Here is an 18,540-nt window from a genome sequence, read left to right on the forward strand (position 1 = left end):
CTGCATATTGCAGGCTTTTTTGTATCCAATAAACGATTAACGTTCCCAATATGCTTCTTCTAAGCTGTCTTCACGTTCAGGTAACCCTTTAGATAAACGAGGAGAATGTTGAACGAGAACTTCATAACTTGCCCTATTCGCATATTTGCACACTTGTGAAAATGAAGAATAAGTTAAAAAGGTATGCGCATGCTTACTAGAATTTGGCACATTCTCTTTATGATATTTATTCGCAGCCATATCATGCAGTACCGCGGATAATGCTGCGTCACCTGCACCATTCGTATTTTTAATTTTTTCTGGTCCACCCATATATGGAGCAATATGTGAATAGACACGTATTGGATTTTCACACTCTGCTTTAAATACCGGACGGCTAAATTCATAACGATTAAATTCGGCAATACAGCCTGGTAATAATGGCAGTGTTGTTTCACGTTTAGCAGTGTCTTCTGTATAACCTGCCATAAACAAACCGACAGGCCCAGCAGTACAGAGCACCAGATCAACCCAGTCTAATGCTTTGTCTGAAGCGGCAAGTGGATCAGACTCACCCGTTAATGCTTGCGCTTCATCTTCATTCATCGCAACCACGGAGATATGTTCTTTTAAGAACTTTTGCCAAAATTCAGGATCATCTTGAATAACGAACTTGGTTCCTAACGTTAATACCACAGGCACGTCATATTTCTTGGCATATTCAATCGCGCGCTGCGTTGCAACAGGCATAGGATCGCCTTCTTTACAACGAACCAAATAGGCGGTTAACACCAAAGCCGACGCCGTTTCAAAAATCTTTTCCGGGATGTTATCTGCATGCAATTGGTTCATTTGCCCTTCACTAATTGCAAAGGTGCGTTCGCCATCTTCGGTAATTAACGCAAAGCATCGTCCAATAGCACCATTAACACCTTGTAAATAATTCAAATCCATTCGACTTGATGTATTACATAAATAACGATAACCATAGCTGCCAATTTTTATATCTTGGCTCATGACACCTAATAAGGTTGAGCGGTCATCCGCTAATACAGAGTAATTATGCAAGGTATTCCCTATTGTTCCACCTGCATATTCACTAGTAATTAAACCATTATCTTTCAATTCGTTATAAAGAGACTCCGCTTTATCATCATCAATAACAAGTGAATGGCCTTTACTTAAACCGTAACGTTCTATCAAATCCGTACACACTTTTGCTTCAATATCGACCAACGTTTGGTCAATACCAATAATATGGGTACGTGTCATGGTTTTACTTTCTTGTGCCTGACTGATGAGTGGATCACGAGCATGGACAGGAAAATAGTGTTTGGACTTACGTTGGCCAGGAAATTTCATAACGGAGTTTCGATTGTGGTAATGAAGGAAGCCGAATTCTACCGCGCACTATTTAGCGCGGCAATAAAAAGGAAGTATAGCAAACGATTGCCAATAAATTTATTCACCTTCCATAAAAGAAAGGTCTGGAAGTTCATCTAAATGTTCGGCATATCGCTTTAAATTAAACTCGCCATCATTTTTCATCACGTCAAAAACTTCAATCGAGACCGCACAGGCCATCATCGCGATGGCATCTTCACGACTTGTTCCGGTCATCATCAATCGCATTAACGTTTCTTTCGTCTTCACCGGATTGCCATCAGCCAACTGATTTTCAACAATTTCAATTAATTCTGCTTCTTCAATAAAAGATTGTTCTTGCATTATTTACACTCTTTGTGAATTTCGTGGACAAATTATCACAAGCAAGCTGGGTGTGATATGGCAGCATAGAGTTTTTTCAGCAAATAAAAGTGTGATTAGAGTCCAAGATCTGTCACCTTCAAATGGTTTCTGTTAAAATCTGCGTCCGGTTAAATCAAGTGGTGTTAAGTAATGTCTGATAACAGCCAAAAGAAAGTCATCGTCGGCATGTCGGGCGGTGTTGATTCATCTGTCTCTGCCTATCTTCTTCAACAACAAGGCTACCAAGTAGAAGGCCTGTTTATGAAGAACTGGGAAGAGGATGATAACGAAGAGTATTGTACTGCAGCGGAAGATCTCGCTGATGCTCAGGCTGTGTGCGATAAACTTGGCATCCATCTGCACACAATTAATTTTGCCGCCGAATACTGGGACAACGTATTTGAATACTTCTTGGCAGAATATAAAGCGGGAAGAACGCCAAACCCAGACATCTTGTGTAACAAAGAAATAAAATTTAAGGCGTTCTTAGAGTTCGCGGATGAAGTGCTGGATGCAGATTACATTGCCATGGGCCATTACGTTCGCCGAACCTTTCCTGAGAATGGTGAACAGCCACAAATGTTACGCGGCCTTGATGGCAATAAGGACCAAAGCTACTTCTTATATACATTGAGCCATCAACAAATCGCTCGAAGCTTATTTCCCGTCGGTGAATTGGAAAAACCCGAAGTACGACGTATCGCTGAAGAGCAAGGCTTAGTCACAGCGAAGAAGAAAGATTCTACGGGCATTTGTTTTATTGGTGAGCGCAAATTTACCGATTTCTTATCTCGGTATCTCCCCGCTCAGCCGGGTAAAATTGAAACACCAGAAGGGACCGTTATCGGCGAGCATCAAGGTTTGATGTACCATACTCTCGGGCAGCGTAAAGGCTTACACATCGGTGGCCAAAAAGGGGGCGGCGGCCATGAAGAACCATGGTATGTTGCGGATAAAGACCTGAAGCGCAATGTATTAATTGCTGTGCAAGGTGCCGATCATCCTTTATTAAAGTCAAATGGATTGATTGCGTCCCAACTGCACTGGGTTTCTCGCCAGAGCGTGACCGAACCGATGCGTTGCACAGTAAAAACACGCTATCGTCAAACGGATATTCCTTGTACCATTACGCCAATCGACGCGGACAACATCAAAGTCACCTTTGATGAGCCTCAAGTGGCTGTAACACCTGGACAATCTGCGGTATTTTACGCCGATGATGTCTGCCTGGGTGGTGGTATCATTGAGCAGCGTATATAAGTTTTTTTGACGACAAATTTAAGGAGTAGATTACGTGGCCAACACATTGTATGACCGTACCATTGCATTTGCTGGCATTTGCCAAGCAGTCGCTCTTGTTCAACAAGTAGCAAAAGACGGTCATTGTGATGACAGTGCGTTTGAAACTTCACTCAAAGCGGTACTCAACACCAACCCAAGCAGTACACTCAACGTTTACGGTCGTGAGTCAGATTTAAAGCTTGGGCTTGAATGCTTGGTGAAAGGAATTGATAGCACGCCGTCAGGCAGCGAAATTACGCGTTACATCATTAGCCTCATGGCACTAGAGCGAAAACTGGCGGGTCGTAATGACGCAATGTCTCAGTTGGGCGATCGTTTGCAAATGCTTGAACGACAAGTCGAACACTTTGACCTCATGGACGAGCAAATGCTGAGCAACCTTGCCAGCGTGTACCTTGATGTGATCAGCCCGATTGGACCTAGAATTCAGGTAACAGGTACGCCTTCAGTATTACAGCAAACAACGAATCAGCATAAGGTTCGCGCCCTGCTTTTATCTGGAATTCGTAGCGCGGTCCTTTGGCGTCAAGTGGGAGGGCGCCGCCGTCACTTGATTTTTGGCCGTAAAAAAATGGTCGAACAGGCTCAGATTCTTTTAGCTAGGCTATAACTGCAAGCTCGCGTCCATCGCGAGCTTGTTTTTTTGACGAAAACAAATTTAACGCAAACGTTTGCGCAATCTTCGTGACAATTACTCAAGTTATTGGTATAACGCTCACGAAATTTAGAAACTCAATTCAGGAGAACATCATGGAACTGTCAGCATTGACTGCTGTTTCACCAGTAGACGGCCGTTATGGAAGTAAGACGATTGCTTTACGCGAAATTTTCAGTGAATACGGTCTGCTCAAATACCGCACTATCGTTGAAATTCGTTGGTTACAAAAGCTTGCGGCTACTGCTGAAATTCCAGAAGTGCCAGCGTTCAGCGCAGAAGCAAACCAATTTCTAGACACTTTGGCTGCCAATTTTTCTGAGCAAGATGCCCAGCGTATCAAGGATATTGAACGTACGACAAACCATGACGTCAAAGCGGTTGAATACTTTCTCAAAGAAAAAGTAGCTGACGTTCCTGAGCTTCATGCAGTGAATGAGTTTTTCCATTTTGCATGTACTTCTGAAGACATTAATAACACGTCTCACGCTTTAATGTTAAAAGAAGCACGTGAACACGTTATTCTTCCAGAGATTCGCAAACTAATTGATGCCATCAAAGCATTGGCTGTCGAATATCGTGATATTCCACTACTTTCTCGGACCCACGGTCAGCCAGCTTCACCATCGACCATGGGTAAAGAGATGGCAAACGTTGCTTACCGTATGGAACGCCAATATAAACAGATCGAAAATATTGAGATTCTAGCGAAAATCAATGGTGCGGTCGGTAACTATAATGCGCATCTTTCTGCGTACCCTGAGCTTGATTGGCACAAATTCAGTGAAGAATTTGTGACCCAATCTCTTGAGGTGACTTGGAACCCGTACACCACACAAATCGAACCGCACGATTATATTGCTGAATTGTTCGATGCCGTTGCACGCTTCAACACCATCCTCATTGATTTTGACCGTGATATCTGGGGCTATATCGCACTGGGACACTTCAAACAAAAAACCATCGCCGGTGAAATTGGCTCGTCAACGATGCCGCATAAAGTCAATCCGATCGACTTTGAAAACTCAGAAGGTAACCTCGGTCTTGCAAACGCCGTGTTTGGTCACCTCGCGCAAAAACTGCCTATCTCACGTTGGCAGCGCGATCTAACCGATTCGACTGTACTTCGAAACCTAGGGGTTGGTGTAGGCTATGCGGTTATCGCATACACCTCGACTCTTAAAGGAATCAGTAAGTTAGAAGTTAACCGAGAGGCGCTTTTGGCGGAACTTGATAAAAACTGGGAAGTACTTGCTGAGCCAGTTCAAACCGTAATGCGTCGTTACGGCATCGAGAAGCCTTATGAAAAATTGAAAGAGCTTACCCGTGGTAAACGTGTTGATGGTGAAGCAATGCGCCAGTTCATTGATGGGCTAGCACTCCCTGAAGAAGAGAAAGCGCGTCTAAAACTCATGACGCCAGCAAATTACATTGGCCAAGCGATTGAGTTAACCGACAAACTGTAATTTTCTTACTCGCTCACGTTATTACTACTAAAAAGGCTCTTCCACTGAAGAGCCTTTTTCTTCGGTCAATTATTGCTTTTCAAAAAACAGCGTGACTCGCCCAACTTCAACACCCAATTTGGTTATCGACGTTAGGTTAAAAACACGTTTACTGTCTTGTCGATAGAGCCAATCATCAAAGGTCACTTCAACGTTAGTGCCATCAACCGCCAGTTCAAAGTCATATTTCCATTGTAACGCGTTGCCGACTTCTCGCCCTTTTGCCTCACCAATAATATCGTCCGCATAGCCAGTGTAATATCCTTCACCTTCTCGGCTAATGGTCCATACCCGGTTGTCAGTTTCACCGTCATCATAAGTGAAGGCTTCGTTTAAAGTCAGAGTGCCCCCTCTCACGCTGCCCTCAATGACAACGGTGAACCGCCTCGCTTGTTTGTTGCGATAATCCTGAACCATTCCCCAAGCGTGTACTTCACCATCAAAATAGGAGAACAAATCGAAACGCGGAGCTTGGGTTTGATATTCGTCGATGTCTGCAGAACATGCACTTATAAGCGTCGCGACAACGATAATCCAAAAGCCTTTCAAAAATCTCATTTTTGCTCTCCTATTAGCTGTTTACGTAATTTGGGATAGGTGGTATTCGGAGATAACCAAATCGATAGAAAGGCCTGGCTAAGCTCTTGATTATCAATGTCCCCTACGGACTCTTGAGCTTGATTCTTGGGCTTAAAAATGAAATGCCCATACTTGCCTTGGGAGAGATAGGTCAATGTGTCGCCCGGCTCGACATCTGGAAAGATGCCTTCAAGAACGGGTATCCAACTTGACACTTGTTGTTGATTAAAACCTAATTTTTGCCACTGCTCTGCTGTCGCCTCAAGTAACTTCGTCGAGGATATGTCTCGCAGATAAGTAATAGAAAGAGCGAGAGGTTCATTTACGCCCTGAGGTAGATATTTTCCTGAAGGAGTGAACAGCGTTGAGCGATAAATATCAAACACAAAAACCGACAATTCAGCTTCACCGACCATGGGCCAGCCCTGCCAGCCTTCAATATTATTGCGGTCTTTCTGTATGCTCGGGGGCGAGCTAAGCGCTATCGGTACGATAAAGAAAACGGCACAAAGTATGATACCAAACTTAGCGAATACTCCTTTGTTCACGATAAATCACCTTTAAAATCACTAGCATGATAAGAGACCATTCAATAAACAGTGCCGACAAAGACACGGATAGTGAATGGGGTAAGGCAACCGCCTCTAACTTATAGCCAGCAAAATAACTCGATGCTCCTAACAGGCCGCCGATCGGGATCAACAACCAAGAAGAAAAAGGTCTAAGCGCTGGCACTAAGTTATACGCATACCAAGCAAAAATGAACCAAAGAGAAATTAACCAAGTGGGCAAAAATTCAGAATCAAAAGACAGAAGATGAGTACGCATGTTGAACCAATCAACGGCAATACCAAGAAATCCGAGTATAAACAGCCTTTCTAATGGAATAGATTGTTTTAAAAGCACATAAAGGTAGGTAGCGATGACACATAACATAAGCCACCACTGCGTTTGCTCTTGGCCAATAACCGCCAGAAGCCAAAGCAATTGAAACCAAATTGACATTGTCAGCAAACGCATGGAGCAACTCCTTTAACGAGCTTGGAAAGTCATTTGTACGGTACTGATACTACGTGCTAAAAAGCCACCTTCACAGTAGCAAAAGTAATACCGCCACATGCGAATAAAACGCTCATCATAACCTAACTCTCGCACTTTATTTTCCTGCAACGTAAAACGTTGATGCCAATGGTGCAAGGTTTTAGCGTAATCCAACCCCATATCATGCAAATTACGCACAACTAAATCGGTCTGTTTAGCGGTTGCAAACGTTAATGCAGAAACTGACGGTAAAAAGCCACCTGGGAAAATGTATTTTTGGATAAAGTCGACATTACGGCTGTATTCTTCATAGCGGGAATCAACAATAGTGATGGCTTGTAGCGCCATCAAACCTTGTGGCTTAAGCAATTGACGACACTTGATAATAAAAGAGTCCAAATACGCTTTGCCGACTGCCTCAATCATTTCGATCGACACCAATTTATCAAACTGCCCTTCGAGGAGCCGATAGTCTTTTTTCAATAAAGTGACCTTTTCATTCAGACCTAGTGCATTAATTTTGCTCTGTGCGTAAGCAAACTGTTCATCAGAAATGGTCGTGGTTGTCACTCGACATCCGTATTGCTGCGCCATGTAGATGGCCATTGCCCCCCATCCCGTACCAATTTCAATAACATGATCAGTCGGTTGTAGGTCAAGTTGTTTGCACAACCTATCCATTTTTTGAATTTGTGCCGCTTCAAGGGTATCTTGCTCTGATGCAAACAGAGCCGATGAGTAAAGCATATTTTCATCGAGGAACGTTTCGTAAAGCGAGTTTCCTAAGTCGTAATGGGCATGGATATTCTTTTTGGAATTGTCCAAGGTATTACGTTTCAACCAGTGCCCTAATTTTAGCGCCAACTTACTAAACCAGCTCGCACGCTGCTCGATTTGATCAAGCGCATTAAGATTTTGTGCCATGAGATTCATTACAGCGGTTAAATCAGGGCTGTCCCACCACCCATCCATATACGCTTCACTGGCGGCGACGCTGCCACCTCTTAAAAACCGGGCGTACAGGCTTGGATGGTGAATCTCTACCTTTGCATCAAGACTCTGCTCTAACGATTGCTGACCAAAAACTCGTACACGGTCATCAATACCCCCAAAAGTTTCTATAACAGTAAGCCGCCCAATTGCTATCTGCTCAAGGTAGCGAAAAATCCAATTGCGGGCTGTTTGTTCAACCTTTGAAGCTTGCGAAAAATCCAATGCTGCACTTTGCGTTTCCAACATACCAGCTCTCCTATTGCTTATTCTTTTTCTGCTCAGCGCTTGAACCATCATTCGAACCGGGGTGTGAATACACCGGAGCACCTTTAACCCAAAGTTTTAACGCATGCCAATAAATACCACTGACAACTTTTAGTGCCATGAGCGGCGTTCTGACCAGCTTTTTGATTAAATTTTTGGAGGTAAAAGCATGTGGCTTCATCGATAAAGTCGCATCAAACTGCTTTTCTCCACGCTGGCAGCTCAAATGAACCTTAACACCGAGAGATAATGGTTTTACACGCCATTGGTACTGCTGATCGATAGGGTTAAATGGCGACACGTGAAATGCTTTGCCATGGGTAAAGTTATCGGCTTTCTCTGCCGGTACCACGTAATAGTGCCGCTCGTTCCAAGGTGTATTACTCACTTCCGCGAGTAGGTAGCGCCAATTTTCTTCGTGATCGTAAACATAATAAAAATTGACGGGACTAAAATACAACCCCAAGTAACGTAAATGTATAACGGCTTTGACACGGCCTTGAATCGTTTCTCCCGTTAAATCGGTCACTTTGTCCAGCACCGCTTGTTTAAGACCGCCTTCTCCCACGTAATCTTCTCGCCGGAATCGTGCCCAATGCCACCATCGACGACCAAACCCCCAAACTTGCTTCTCTAAGGTATCTATTTGGTCTAAATCGATGCATGGCATAAACAGCGGCACATTGAGTTGATGCTCTACTGGGATAAACCTTCTATGGCGTACACTGCCATCCATTATCCAACTTTCAGCTTCATCTGAGTGTTGCATCAAGCCGCTCCTTTGTGATCCAGCGTCACGACTTTTTGTTCTATTTCACGTACGACATCTAGCGCACTTCGAACGCCATCTTCATGAAATCCGTTATACCAATAGGCGCCACAGAACCAAGTCCCATGATGTCCGTTAATTTTATCTCGTTGCTGTTGGGCATCGAGCGTCTGCTGCGTAAACACGGGGTGATCATAACTAAATTCAGCAATAATCTTACTTTCATCAATCGCCTGGCGACTGTTGAGTGATACACAAAAGGTCACTGGTGCATCAATATGTTGCAATATATTCATGTTGTATGTCAGCGTTGGTTTCGAATCAAATTCGTCCTCGCTCCCCGACATTCGATAATTCCATGCAGCCCAAGCGGCCTTGCGTTTTGGCAACAGCGCTTCATCTTTATGAAGAATTACCTCATTTTTCTGATACTTAAGCTGCGAAAGCACGTTCTTCTCGTTATTCGATGCATCCTGCAATAACCCTAAAGCTTGATCACTATGACACGCAAAGATAACGTCATCGAAGTGTTCTATCTTTCCTTTACTTTCAATATGCACGCCAACATTGTCACGCCACACGCGATCCACCGGAGAATTCAATCGAATATTATCGGAAAAACCTTGAGTTAGCGGACCAATGTAGTTTCGTGAACCACCCTCAATGACTCGCCATTGGGGTCGGTCGACGATATCAAGCAAGCCATGGTTGAGAAAAAAACGAGTAAAAAAGTGCAATGGGAAAGCGCGCATATCAGCCAGCGTGGATGACCAAATCGCAGCCCCCATAGGTAAAATGTAGTTTTCGCAAAAATAGTCACTGAACTTATGCGTCGCTAAAAAAGCGCCTAGTGTCTGGTGATCATTGTCTTTTGTCGCTTGTTTAGCCAATTTGTTAAAGCGCAGAATTTCATAAATAAATGAATAGAATTTAGGGTTGAGCCAATTCCGCTTTTGAGCAAATAATGTCGTAATGGTATGGCCATTGTATTCGAGCCCGTACTTGGCATTAGTGACACTAAAACTCATTTCTGTGGCTTTTCCAGAAACACCAATCTCATCCATCAAAGCAATAAAATGGGGGTAAGTTTTATCGTTGTACACAATAAACCCGGTGTCGACCGCATACTGCTGCCCTTTATGCTCTACATCAATGGTCGCAGTATGTCCTCCAACGTAAGACCCCGCCTCGAACACAGTGACCTTGTGCCGCTTATGTAAGTAGTAACCGCATGTGAGACCTGAAATTCCCGAACCTATAATGGCAATTCTCATCTTGTTATCCTTATTTATTCGAGCCCATTAGTTTGTTAATTAATCCCTGCTGTAGGCGGTAAGGTAAAAGCGCAATGACGCGCAATAAACTGGTAAAACGACGAGGAAAGTAGATGGTTTCTTTCCCCTTAGCTAAACCAACACGTATCGATTGAGAAGCCTGTTCGACCGATATCATCATTGGCATGTCAAAGTCGTTTTTATCGGTGAGCGGCGTTTTAACGAATCCGGGAAAAATCAGCGACACTCGAATGCCTTTTGGTTGCCAATCAAGCTTTAAAGAGCGAACCAGATAACTAACGGCGGCTTTTGACGCGCCATAAGCGCCAGCCCGAGGTAACGCTAATTCACTGGCAATAGAGCCGACGACGCCCACTTGTACGCCAGCATAAAAATGAGGCTGAGCCGCTTCAAGGCAGTAAGTGAGGCCGAGAAAGTTAATTGAAAAGACGCGCTCGATTAACGGGCTATCGACGATCCCTTCGTCGAGATATTCACAATCACCGGCGTTAAAAATCCATAAATTTGGCTTGGGGTCAATGTGAGAAAACGAATCGATCACCTGCTGGCGTTGAGTTAAATCACATTGCAACGACTTGATTTGAGGTGAAAACTGCTCAAGTTGATGAAGCGCCTCTTGATTGCGACCGCAGGCAGTCACCCTCCAACCCTGCTGAGCATAGTCTCGAGCTAACTGCCAACCGATGCCCGACGTCGCTCCGGTTATCACAACATGATTCATTGGCCTAACCTCGCTTTGATCACCTTGATGACCTTACCCAGAACGGGCAAGTGTTCGTACAACATCTCTCCAAGGTCAAAATAATCCCGATGATAAATCACCCGGCCATCTTGGAACTTCATATGGCTAACGCCTTTAACTCGTATTAATTGACCGGATTTCAACTTAGGATGCTGAAGTTCCATGGTCCACGTTAGAAAGCCATCTTCACCTACTTGATGTTGTTCTTTGATATCAAATTGGCAATGCTCGACATTTGTATACAACGTTGTGAAATACTGCACCAGATTTTGCCAACCTTCTAAACGATGAGCGGCGTCTTCAAAGATAACATTCTGGTGATATACCGTTTCTAGAGAAGCCAAATTATGCTTGTTCAACTGTTTATAAACGTCGCCAACGGCATTAATATCCATGCTTACCACCTTGTACAAAAATAAACTACGTACAACTATCAAAGACTCTAGGAGATAAACCAAAGGACGACAAGCGCCCTTTAATTAACTCTCGTTACTTTTGTGTGTTACGTAAATTATTGGTAGCTGGATCAAAAAAGGCTTGGTAAAAACCAAGCCTTTTCAGTTAATTAAATGTTACTAAAGATTTCTTAACGCTTGGATGCGTTTATCTAAGGGCGGGTGGCTCATAAGAAGTTCAGTGAGAGAGCGCTTACCATTAATACCGAACGCCATCATCGATCCTTCGAGCTGAGACTCTTGGCTCATCTTTAATCGCTCAAGCGCTGCGATCATTTTTTGCTTACCGACCAATTGCGCAGATCCGGCATCAGCGTGGAATTCCCGATGACGGCTATACCACATTGTGATGAAGCTCGCTAGGAAGCCAAACACCAACTCCAACACTGTTGAAATCGCAAAATACACCATCCAATTCGTGCCGCCCCCTTCTTCATCACGATTGTTCGATGCCACCAAATTAGCAACCACACGTGATAAAAAGATAACAAAGGTATTCACCACACCTTGTAACAGCGTCATCGTTACCATGTCACCATTAGCAATATGACTGACCTCATGGGCAAGGACCGCTTCTGCCTCATCACGAGTCATGTTATGCAGCAGCCCGCTAGAGACGGCAACTAACGAGTCATCTCGCTTGGCGCCGGTGGCAAAAGCGTTGATATCTGGTGAATCATAAATAGCGACAGTCGGCATACCAATACCCGCTTGTTGAGCTTGACGAGACACGGTTTGCACTAGCCAGTGCTCAGTTTCGTTGCGTGGACTTTCAATGACCATCCCTCCAACAGAGCGTAAAGCCATGCTCTTGGACATCAATAATGAAATGAATGAACCACCAAATCCAAAGAGCGCTGCCATAACTAATAGACCGGAGAGACTTCCAGGCTGAAGGCCTGTTGTCGCGTAGACAATATTTAAAACAATACTCAGCACGAACACCACGGCTAGGTTCGTCGCTAAAAACAGCAAAACTCGTTTCATTCTTCCACTCCAAAGGGAACTAGGTATAAAACATCTCAGATTAACGGGTTGTTAACCTTATTTAGACTTCTTCTATAGATATAGTCTAAGTTTTTTTAAAACAAGGTTAAGCGATAAATTGCAACATTTATTTACTGACACCAATTAGTTATCTAACGCCAAAGCGACCGCTTTGCATTGAATTAGACTTTGGTCTTATTGTGAGTCCTTTGAAAACGGGTATAGTCGATTTTGTAGACAGAATCAGGTAATAAAAGGAATGTATCATGGTAGAACAAAACAACTATCAGATGGCGATAGATTTACTGTGCTGCCACCTAGGCTTAAGTGAAGAAGAAGCGAAAAAGCAACTGGGACTCTCAGACCACCAACCGTCTCATCAAACTATGACAGAGTCTCACCATGCTTTATTAGGATTCAACCTCGAAAAATAACAGAATCCAAGCCGTTAAAAAGAGCTGCCATTTGGCAGCTCTTTTTTTGCATTACATCAATTTGCTAATATCAATAAAGCGCCCTAACTCTTTACGTTTGGCGCTTGGCACATAAGGAATTTCTCCGATTTTAGGGGCCGGCAACTTTTTCTCTAGCATACTGATAATCTCTGCATAATGTTCTGTCCCTGGGTTAATTCGATTAGCGACCCAGCCGGCAATGGTCAACCCATCGGCTTCAATCGCTTCAGCAGTTAGGAGAGCATGGTTCAAACAACCCAGTTTGATTCCAACCACAAGAATAACCGGAAGCTGTTCTTTTTGGACCCAAGTCGATAAATATTCATCCTCAGAAACAGGGACTCGCCAGCCTCCCGCCCCTTCAACCAACACAACATCGGCAGCGGCTTTGTGCTCACTTAATGTGGTACTCAATACGTCAAAATCGATTATCTCGTGTTCATAACGCGCCGCAATATGTGGTGATGTTGGAAGCGCCAATGTGTAAGGGTTGACCTGCTTATAATCACGAGCAACCGTCGCTACCGATTGTAAGTGCAACGCATCGGAATTTTTCATCTCACCTTCAATGAATTCACTGCCTGCAGCAACTGGCTTAAAACCAATTGTCTTAAGATCTTTCGCCGCCAAGGCTTGAAGGATAGCCTTTGATGCGACGGTTTTTCCTACATCTGTATCCGTTCCTGCAACAAATAATGCATCTATCATCGATGTATCACCCCTAAACATACGTGGTAAGTGGCAGGCACTCGCCCATCACTTGATTCAAACTCTTTATACGCTTTTTCAAAAGCAAGCAGTGCACTTCGACGAGTGAGCCCCTGCGAGCGACCTACGACATGATTGGCGCCAATTCCCTTCAAATCATGCATTAAAGAAAATGCGGATGGATACCAAATCGTCACAATGGGAAAGTCTAAGTGATAGCGATCACACTGAGCTTGAGCTAACGCAATTTTTACCTGAATGTTAGACACAAAATCGTTGACGTGTTGATACTCATCAACTTTTGACCAAGCTCGACTTAACTCAAACAAAGACCCTTTGAGCAAAGTCGAAAACAGCGCTCTGCCATTAGGCTTCAACACTCGGCGAATATGTTGAAACGGATAGGACAAATCAGAGCACCACTGCAATGCAAGGCTTGAGAAAACATAATCTATCGTTTCATCGTTCAAACTTAGCCGTTCTGCATCCATCACTAAATATTGCATGCCTTTGTCACCACAGCGTTCTCGAGCAAACTCAAGCATCTTTGGTGCCATGTCAACACACACCACATTGGCGCCACACTGCTGAAAAATCTTGGCAAAATAGCCGGTGCCACAGCCAAGATCGAGGACCGTTTTACCCGTTAAATCTTGTGGCAGATAATCCAGTAGTCGATGACCGACATCGCGCTGAAACTGAGCATGACGATCATACGTCATCGCGGCTTTATCAAATGCTTCACTGATCGCTTGTTTGTTACCCATAGAGGCCGGCAGTATTTTTGCTGGATTACCCATGATAAACGTCCATCCATTGTTCAAACTTTTGAGCCAAAGCATCGATATGTGTTGGTTGATGAAGTGCTGTTAAGGTGATGCGTATTCGAGCGGTACCTTTCGCAACCGTGGGAGGGCGAATAGCACTCACCCATTGACCATTTTCTCGCATAAATTGTGCACAATTGAGGGCCGACTCAGCGTCACCTAAAATGACTGGTTTTATGGGAGTTGTCGTTTCAACACATCCCGAAAACTGGCGAAATCGGTGATGAAAGTGCTCACTGAGTTCGTCGAGACGATCACGTCGCCACTGCTGGGTTTGAACTAGGGTAATAGCATGTGATAGAGCGTAAGCTTGTGCTGGGGGCATCGCTGTAGAATAGACGTGATGGCGCGCGCACTGAGTCAGATACTCCCCTAACTCAGCATTACACATGATGGCTGCACCGCTCATTCCAAGCGCTTTTCCAAACGTTGCAATCAATAAATCTGGCTTCACTTGAGCGGCTGCACAACTTCCACGCCCCTCACCTTCCATGACGCCTAGACCATGAGCATCATCCACAGCCCATAAGTCGCCGTCACGAATTTGCAACGCGATGTCGGACAGCGGCGCGCAATCGCCATCCATACTAAACACGCCTTCTGTGACGATAAACGCCGGCGTATTTTCTCGGTGCAGTTTACGGTTTAAATCCTGCACATCATTATGTTTAAAGCGCGTCATGGACGCAGAAGAAAGCATACCGGCTTCAATCAGTGACGCATGATTGAGCTTATCTTGCAGCAAGCGGTCTCCCTTCTCGAGTAAAGTAAACAGCATCGCTTGATTAGCACTGAAGCCAGAATTAAACAAAATAGCACGTTCGTAACCTAACCAGTCACACAACTGGTGCTCTAACATAAGGTGCGGAGTTGAAAAGCCTGTGACCAAAGAAGAAGCACTGCTCCCCGCACCAAACAAAGTGAGCCCATTTTGCCACGCCTCAATTAACGATGAGTCATTGGCAAGCCCTAAATAATTGTTGCTAGAAAAATTAACCCAGAGATCACCATGTTGTTCAATCATCAGTTGATTTCCGCGAGTCACTACATTGAGCTGACGATTTAATTGATTTTCTCGCCGCTGCTCAAGCTGCGAGCGGATACGGGTTCTAAACGCTTGCATCATAAAACAAATCGTCTTTAGTAGGGCGTGCTGCCACTTGACTCACAACTTGGTCGAGAAGTTCACTTTCTTGAATTTCATCCGGCTTTTGCGCAACTGGATGTGTGTTAACACCCAGCTTTTTAAATAGCTGCATGTCTTTATCTTCTGAAGGGTTTGGGGTGGTTAGCAATTTACAGCCATAGAAAATAGAGTTAGCGCCTGCCATAAAGCATAAAGTCTGCATTTGCTCATTCATATTTTCGCGCCCAGCTGACAGCCTGACTGCGGATTTGGGCATCATAATTCGCGCAATAGCAATTAAGCGAATAAAATCAAACGGCTCGACATCATCCACCTTTTCCAGTGGCGTACCTTTTACTTTGACCAACATGTTAATCGGTACACTTTCCGGGTGAACAGGAAGATTCGCCAACTCAATCAACAGCCCCGCACGGTCATGGTCACTTTCTCCCATGCCAATTATGCCTCCAGAACAAATTTTCATTCCGGCCTCTCTCACATGAGATAACGTGTCGAGTCGATCTTGGTATGTCCGAGTGGTGATGATGTTACCGTAGAACTCAGGCGAAGTATCAAGGTTGTGATTGTAGTAATCAAGGCCTGCATCCGCGAGCTCAGCAGCTTGCTCAGAAGAGAGCATACCCAGGGTCATGCAAGTCTCCAAACCCATCCCTTTAACGCCTTTGATCATCGAAGTGAGATAGGGCATGTCTCGCGGCTTAGGATTTTTCCAAGCGGCCCCCATGCAAAAGCGCGTTGAACCGGCGCTTTTAGCCTTTTTCGCGGCGTCAAGTACACGCTCAACATCCATTAAACGTTCTTTTTCAATCTCCGTCGTGTAACGCGCACTTTGAGGACAATACTTACAATCTTCCGGGCAGGCTCCGGTTTTAATCGAAAGTAAGGTACTGACTTGTACGTAGTTGTGGCGATGAAAATGGCGATGCACTTGTTGAGCTTCAAACAACAAATCCATAAAAGGCATTGCCATTAATTTTTTGACTTGCTCAGAGGTCCAATTGTGACGTACTTCCACAGTAATTCCTTATATTTCTTGCGAATTTTCTTGGCTAGTCTATCTCCGAACGATAAACTGTCAACACTGCAAAAATAAATAAGTTTACACAAGGTCACAAAATAATCATGAATTTAGATTTTGACCGCCAGCATATCTGGCACCCATACACCTCCACCCTTGAGCCACTGCCCTGTTATCCTGTAATAGGCGCCTCAGGCGTCGAAATTGAGTTAGAAAGTGGAGAACAGTTAACCGACGGCATGTCTTCTTGGTGGTCTGCGATTCATGGCTATAACCATCCTCGTCTTAACGCTGCTGCGCATCAGCAAATTGAGCGCATGTCACATGTGATGTTTGGCGGGCTCACCCATGAGCCTGCTATTAGTTTGTGCGAGTCTCTCCTCTCTCTCACACCTTGCAACTTAAAGCACGTATTTCTGGCTGACTCAGGCTCGGTTTCGGTCGAAGTAGCGCTAAAAATGGCACTGCAGTATTGGCATGCAAAAGGAGAAAACCGAAGCCAGTTTCTTACGCTAAAACAGGGCTATCATGGCGATACTTTTGCCGCCATGTCGGTGACCGATCCTGATAATTCAATGCATAAGATCTACAAAGGTTTTCTTCCTAAGCACCTATTTGCAAAATCACCCAGCATTGGTTTTAACCAAGATTGGAACGAACAAGACAGCGATGACTTTCGCCACCAACTTGCCCAATATCATTCTCATATCGCGGCTGTCATCTTAGAACCGATAGTGCAAGGTGCAGGAGGGATGCGCATTTATCATCCGACTTATTTAAAACGAGTAAGAGAGCTTTGCGATCAATACGGGGTGCTACTTATCATTGACGAGATTGCAACGGGGTTTGGCCGCACTGGCAAGATGTTTGCCTGTGAGCATGCAGGTATCAGTCCCGACATCATGTGTGTTGGAAAAGCCCTGACAGGTGGTTATATGACACTTGCCGCGACACTGACCACCTCAGAAGTTGCCAATACGGTTTGTTCAGGCGAAGCTGGATGTTTTATGCATGGCCCCACGTTTATGGGTAACCCCTTAGCCTGCGCCGTGGCATCGGAAAGTTTGGCGATCTTGCAAAATAATCAATGGCAGTTACAAACCAAAAACATTGAAACCTGGTTTAGCGAAGTCTTGCCGTCACTTGAGCATTTTGAAACAGTGAAAGAAACACGCTGGTTAGGTGCGATAGGTGTGGTGGAACTGCATCACAAAGTCAATATGCAAGTCATTCAGCAACACTTTGTCGAGCAAGGGGTTTGGATACGTCCGTTTGGAAAGCTCATCTATATGATGCCACCTTTTATTAGTCAAAAGCATCATATTACCAAACTGGTCAACGCCATAGCGTCCGCATTGGAAAAACCTCAACAGACGCTAGAGCGCTGAAAAGCAAAACGCCAGTCGCAAAGACTGGCATTAAAAATACAATTAATGGCTAACTACTGAGAAACAGCCCATTGCAAGAAGGCTTTGCGATCTTGCTGTGACATTTTTAGATATTGCTGCTGCAGAAATTCCATTTGAGTTAGGTTTGATGGCTGAATCTCTGGCGTTTCAAAATGGCTGGTCGTGGTTTTTACTGCGGCTACGCCATCCGTCTTGTTATATTTTTCAACGTCACGAATATAATCACGTCCTAAAGTTACTCCACGAAGATTTATATAATCTTCCTCTATTAACACTTTTTTTCCTGCCTCATCGATCAATGCCCATTTTAAATTATCTATTTCAGCGTTAGCTTGTCGCTCATTTTTATATGAGGGCAGATCAAAACTTAAATTGGTGTTTTTGGCATTAAACTTAGCGATAATATGTTTGCTGTAAACTTTTTCAACATCTTCCCTACCAACAAACATCGGGATAAATTGGAATAAAATCTGATTTGTACCATTAGGTAAGATCAGAGTTTTTTCACCACCAAGTATGTTACTCTCAAGCTCCGGACGCTCTTGATTCACAACTTGAACACTGATGTTATCGGGAACTTGTAAAGTAACATCAGCAAATGAGATATGTGAAAATAACGTTGCTAAAGCGCAACAAGCTGTAATTCTGAAAGACATGATAA

21 protein-coding genes are annotated in these 18,540 nt (G+C 44.2%); 5 read left to right on the forward strand and 16 right to left on the reverse strand.

Annotated elements, in window-relative coordinates; all coding sequences use genetic code 11:
• Window positions 1-36: 36 nt before the first annotated feature.
• Both ACFFUV_RS05395 and ACFFUV_RS05400 read right to left on the reverse strand, forming a co-directional pair.
• On the reverse strand, window positions 37-1,341 hold the full coding sequence (locus ACFFUV_RS05395) for an inosine/guanosine kinase (protein ID WP_390190289.1): 1,305 nt from the start codon (window positions 1,339-1,341) through the stop codon (window positions 37-39).
• Between the two features lie 99 nt (window positions 1,342-1,440).
• The gene (locus tag ACFFUV_RS05400; protein WP_390190290.1) at window positions 1,441-1,707 is read right to left on the reverse strand and encodes a hypothetical protein; all 267 of its coding nucleotides are present in this window, start codon (window positions 1,705-1,707) and stop codon (window positions 1,441-1,443) included.
• A gap of 171 nt (window positions 1,708-1,878) precedes the next feature.
• Between ACFFUV_RS05400 and mnmA the strand changes: the two genes are divergently transcribed.
• The 3 genes from mnmA (at window position 1,879) to purB (ending at window position 5,151) form a co-directional block, all read left to right on the forward strand.
• Entirely contained in the window at window positions 1,879-2,988 is a 1,110-nt protein-coding gene (mnmA, locus tag ACFFUV_RS05405; protein WP_390190292.1) for a tRNA 2-thiouridine(34) synthase MnmA, read from the forward strand.
• Window positions 2,989-3,022: 34 nt separating this feature from the next.
• On the forward strand, window positions 3,023-3,640 hold the full coding sequence (gene hflD / locus ACFFUV_RS05410; RefSeq protein ID WP_390190293.1) for a high frequency lysogenization protein HflD: 618 nt from the start codon (window positions 3,023-3,025) through the stop codon (window positions 3,638-3,640).
• Between the two features lie 140 nt (window positions 3,641-3,780).
• Window positions 3,781-5,151, forward strand: a complete 1,371-nt coding sequence (gene purB / locus ACFFUV_RS05415) for an adenylosuccinate lyase (RefSeq protein WP_390190294.1) — start codon at window positions 3,781-3,783, stop codon at window positions 5,149-5,151.
• A 69-nt stretch (window positions 5,152-5,220) separates the two neighbouring features.
• On the opposite strand, the gene ACFFUV_RS05420 is transcribed toward purB, so the two are convergent.
• The 9 genes from ACFFUV_RS05420 to htpX all read right to left on the reverse strand — a co-directional run bounded on the left by ACFFUV_RS05420 (window position 5,221) and on the right by htpX (window position 12,315).
• Window positions 5,221-5,748 (reverse strand): DUF3833 domain-containing protein, encoded by a 528-nt coding sequence (locus ACFFUV_RS05420; RefSeq protein WP_390190297.1) that lies wholly within the window; start codon window positions 5,746-5,748, stop codon window positions 5,221-5,223.
• The gene (locus tag ACFFUV_RS05425; protein WP_390190299.1) at window positions 5,745-6,317 is read right to left on the reverse strand and encodes a chalcone isomerase family protein; all 573 of its coding nucleotides are present in this window, start codon (window positions 6,315-6,317) and stop codon (window positions 5,745-5,747) included. The genes ACFFUV_RS05420 and ACFFUV_RS05425 overlap by 4 nt, the downstream gene beginning before the upstream one ends.
• Window positions 6,295-6,789, reverse strand: coding sequence for a DUF2878 domain-containing protein (locus ACFFUV_RS05430; protein WP_390190301.1), 495 nt, complete (start codon window positions 6,787-6,789; stop codon window positions 6,295-6,297). Before ACFFUV_RS05430 ends, ACFFUV_RS05425 begins: the two co-directional genes overlap by 23 nt.
• Before the next feature lie 12 nt (window positions 6,790-6,801).
• Complete coding sequence (locus ACFFUV_RS05435; RefSeq protein WP_390190303.1) at window positions 6,802-8,049, reverse strand: class I SAM-dependent methyltransferase; 1,248 nt, start codon at window positions 8,047-8,049, stop codon at window positions 6,802-6,804.
• Between the two features lie 10 nt (window positions 8,050-8,059).
• Window positions 8,060-8,836, reverse strand: a complete 777-nt coding sequence (locus ACFFUV_RS05440; RefSeq protein ID WP_390190305.1) for a DUF1365 domain-containing protein — start codon at window positions 8,834-8,836, stop codon at window positions 8,060-8,062.
• Window positions 8,836-10,110 (reverse strand): NAD(P)/FAD-dependent oxidoreductase, encoded by a 1,275-nt coding sequence (locus ACFFUV_RS05445; RefSeq protein ID WP_390190307.1) that lies wholly within the window; start codon window positions 10,108-10,110, stop codon window positions 8,836-8,838. Before ACFFUV_RS05445 ends, ACFFUV_RS05440 begins: the two co-directional genes overlap by 1 nt.
• 10 nt (window positions 10,111-10,120) lie before the next feature.
• Window positions 10,121-10,852, reverse strand: coding sequence for an SDR family NAD(P)-dependent oxidoreductase (locus ACFFUV_RS05450; protein ID WP_390190308.1), 732 nt, complete (start codon window positions 10,850-10,852; stop codon window positions 10,121-10,123).
• Window positions 10,849-11,268, reverse strand: coding sequence for a nuclear transport factor 2 family protein (locus ACFFUV_RS05455; RefSeq protein WP_390190309.1), 420 nt, complete (start codon window positions 11,266-11,268; stop codon window positions 10,849-10,851). The genes ACFFUV_RS05450 and ACFFUV_RS05455 overlap by 4 nt, the downstream gene beginning before the upstream one ends.
• A 180-nt stretch (window positions 11,269-11,448) precedes the next feature.
• Window positions 11,449-12,315 (reverse strand): protease HtpX, encoded by an 867-nt coding sequence (gene htpX, locus ACFFUV_RS05460; RefSeq protein ID WP_390190311.1) that lies wholly within the window; start codon window positions 12,313-12,315, stop codon window positions 11,449-11,451.
• A gap of 266 nt (window positions 12,316-12,581) precedes the next feature.
• Between htpX and ACFFUV_RS05465 the strand changes: the two genes are divergently transcribed.
• Window positions 12,582-12,749, forward strand: a complete 168-nt coding sequence (locus ACFFUV_RS05465; protein ID WP_390190313.1) for a hypothetical protein — start codon at window positions 12,582-12,584, stop codon at window positions 12,747-12,749.
• 51 nt (window positions 12,750-12,800) lie between these two features.
• Here the strand turns inward: ACFFUV_RS05465 and bioD are convergent, their stop codons facing one another.
• From bioD to bioB, 4 genes are read right to left on the reverse strand one after another with little or no spacing between them, the layout of a single operon-like run.
• Window positions 12,801-13,499, reverse strand: coding sequence for a dethiobiotin synthase (gene bioD / locus ACFFUV_RS05470; protein WP_390190315.1), 699 nt, complete (start codon window positions 13,497-13,499; stop codon window positions 12,801-12,803).
• The gene (gene bioC / locus ACFFUV_RS05475) at window positions 13,475-14,278 is read right to left on the reverse strand and encodes a malonyl-ACP O-methyltransferase BioC (RefSeq protein ID WP_390190317.1); all 804 of its coding nucleotides are present in this window, start codon (window positions 14,276-14,278) and stop codon (window positions 13,475-13,477) included. Before bioC ends, bioD begins: the two co-directional genes overlap by 25 nt.
• On the reverse strand, window positions 14,271-15,428 hold the full coding sequence (locus ACFFUV_RS05480) for an 8-amino-7-oxononanoate synthase (RefSeq protein WP_390191868.1): 1,158 nt from the start codon (window positions 15,426-15,428) through the stop codon (window positions 14,271-14,273). The genes bioC and ACFFUV_RS05480 overlap by 8 nt, the downstream gene beginning before the upstream one ends.
• Window positions 15,415-16,467, reverse strand: a complete 1,053-nt coding sequence (bioB, locus tag ACFFUV_RS05485; protein WP_390190318.1) for a biotin synthase BioB — start codon at window positions 16,465-16,467, stop codon at window positions 15,415-15,417. The genes ACFFUV_RS05480 and bioB overlap by 14 nt, the downstream gene beginning before the upstream one ends.
• A 107-nt stretch (window positions 16,468-16,574) precedes the next feature.
• On the opposite strand from bioB, the gene bioA reads away from it, so the two are divergent.
• Window positions 16,575-17,858 carry an adenosylmethionine--8-amino-7-oxononanoate transaminase gene (bioA, locus tag ACFFUV_RS05490; protein ID WP_390190320.1) on the forward strand — a complete coding sequence of 428 codons (1,284 nt, stop codon included), beginning with the start codon at window positions 16,575-16,577 and terminating at the stop codon, window positions 17,856-17,858.
• Window positions 17,859-17,911: 53 nt separating this feature from the next.
• Here bioA and ACFFUV_RS05495 read toward each other — a convergent pair whose 3' ends face one another.
• Window positions 17,912-18,535: a DUF2057 family protein gene (locus ACFFUV_RS05495; RefSeq protein WP_390190321.1), complete on the reverse strand. Its 624-nt coding sequence runs from the start codon at window positions 18,533-18,535 to the stop codon at window positions 17,912-17,914.
• Window positions 18,536-18,540: the final 5 nt, after the last annotated feature.

It is taken from the genome of Vibrio olivae (assembly GCF_042428525.1).
Taxonomy (GTDB): Bacteria; Pseudomonadota; Gammaproteobacteria; order Enterobacterales; family Vibrionaceae; genus Vibrio; species Vibrio olivae.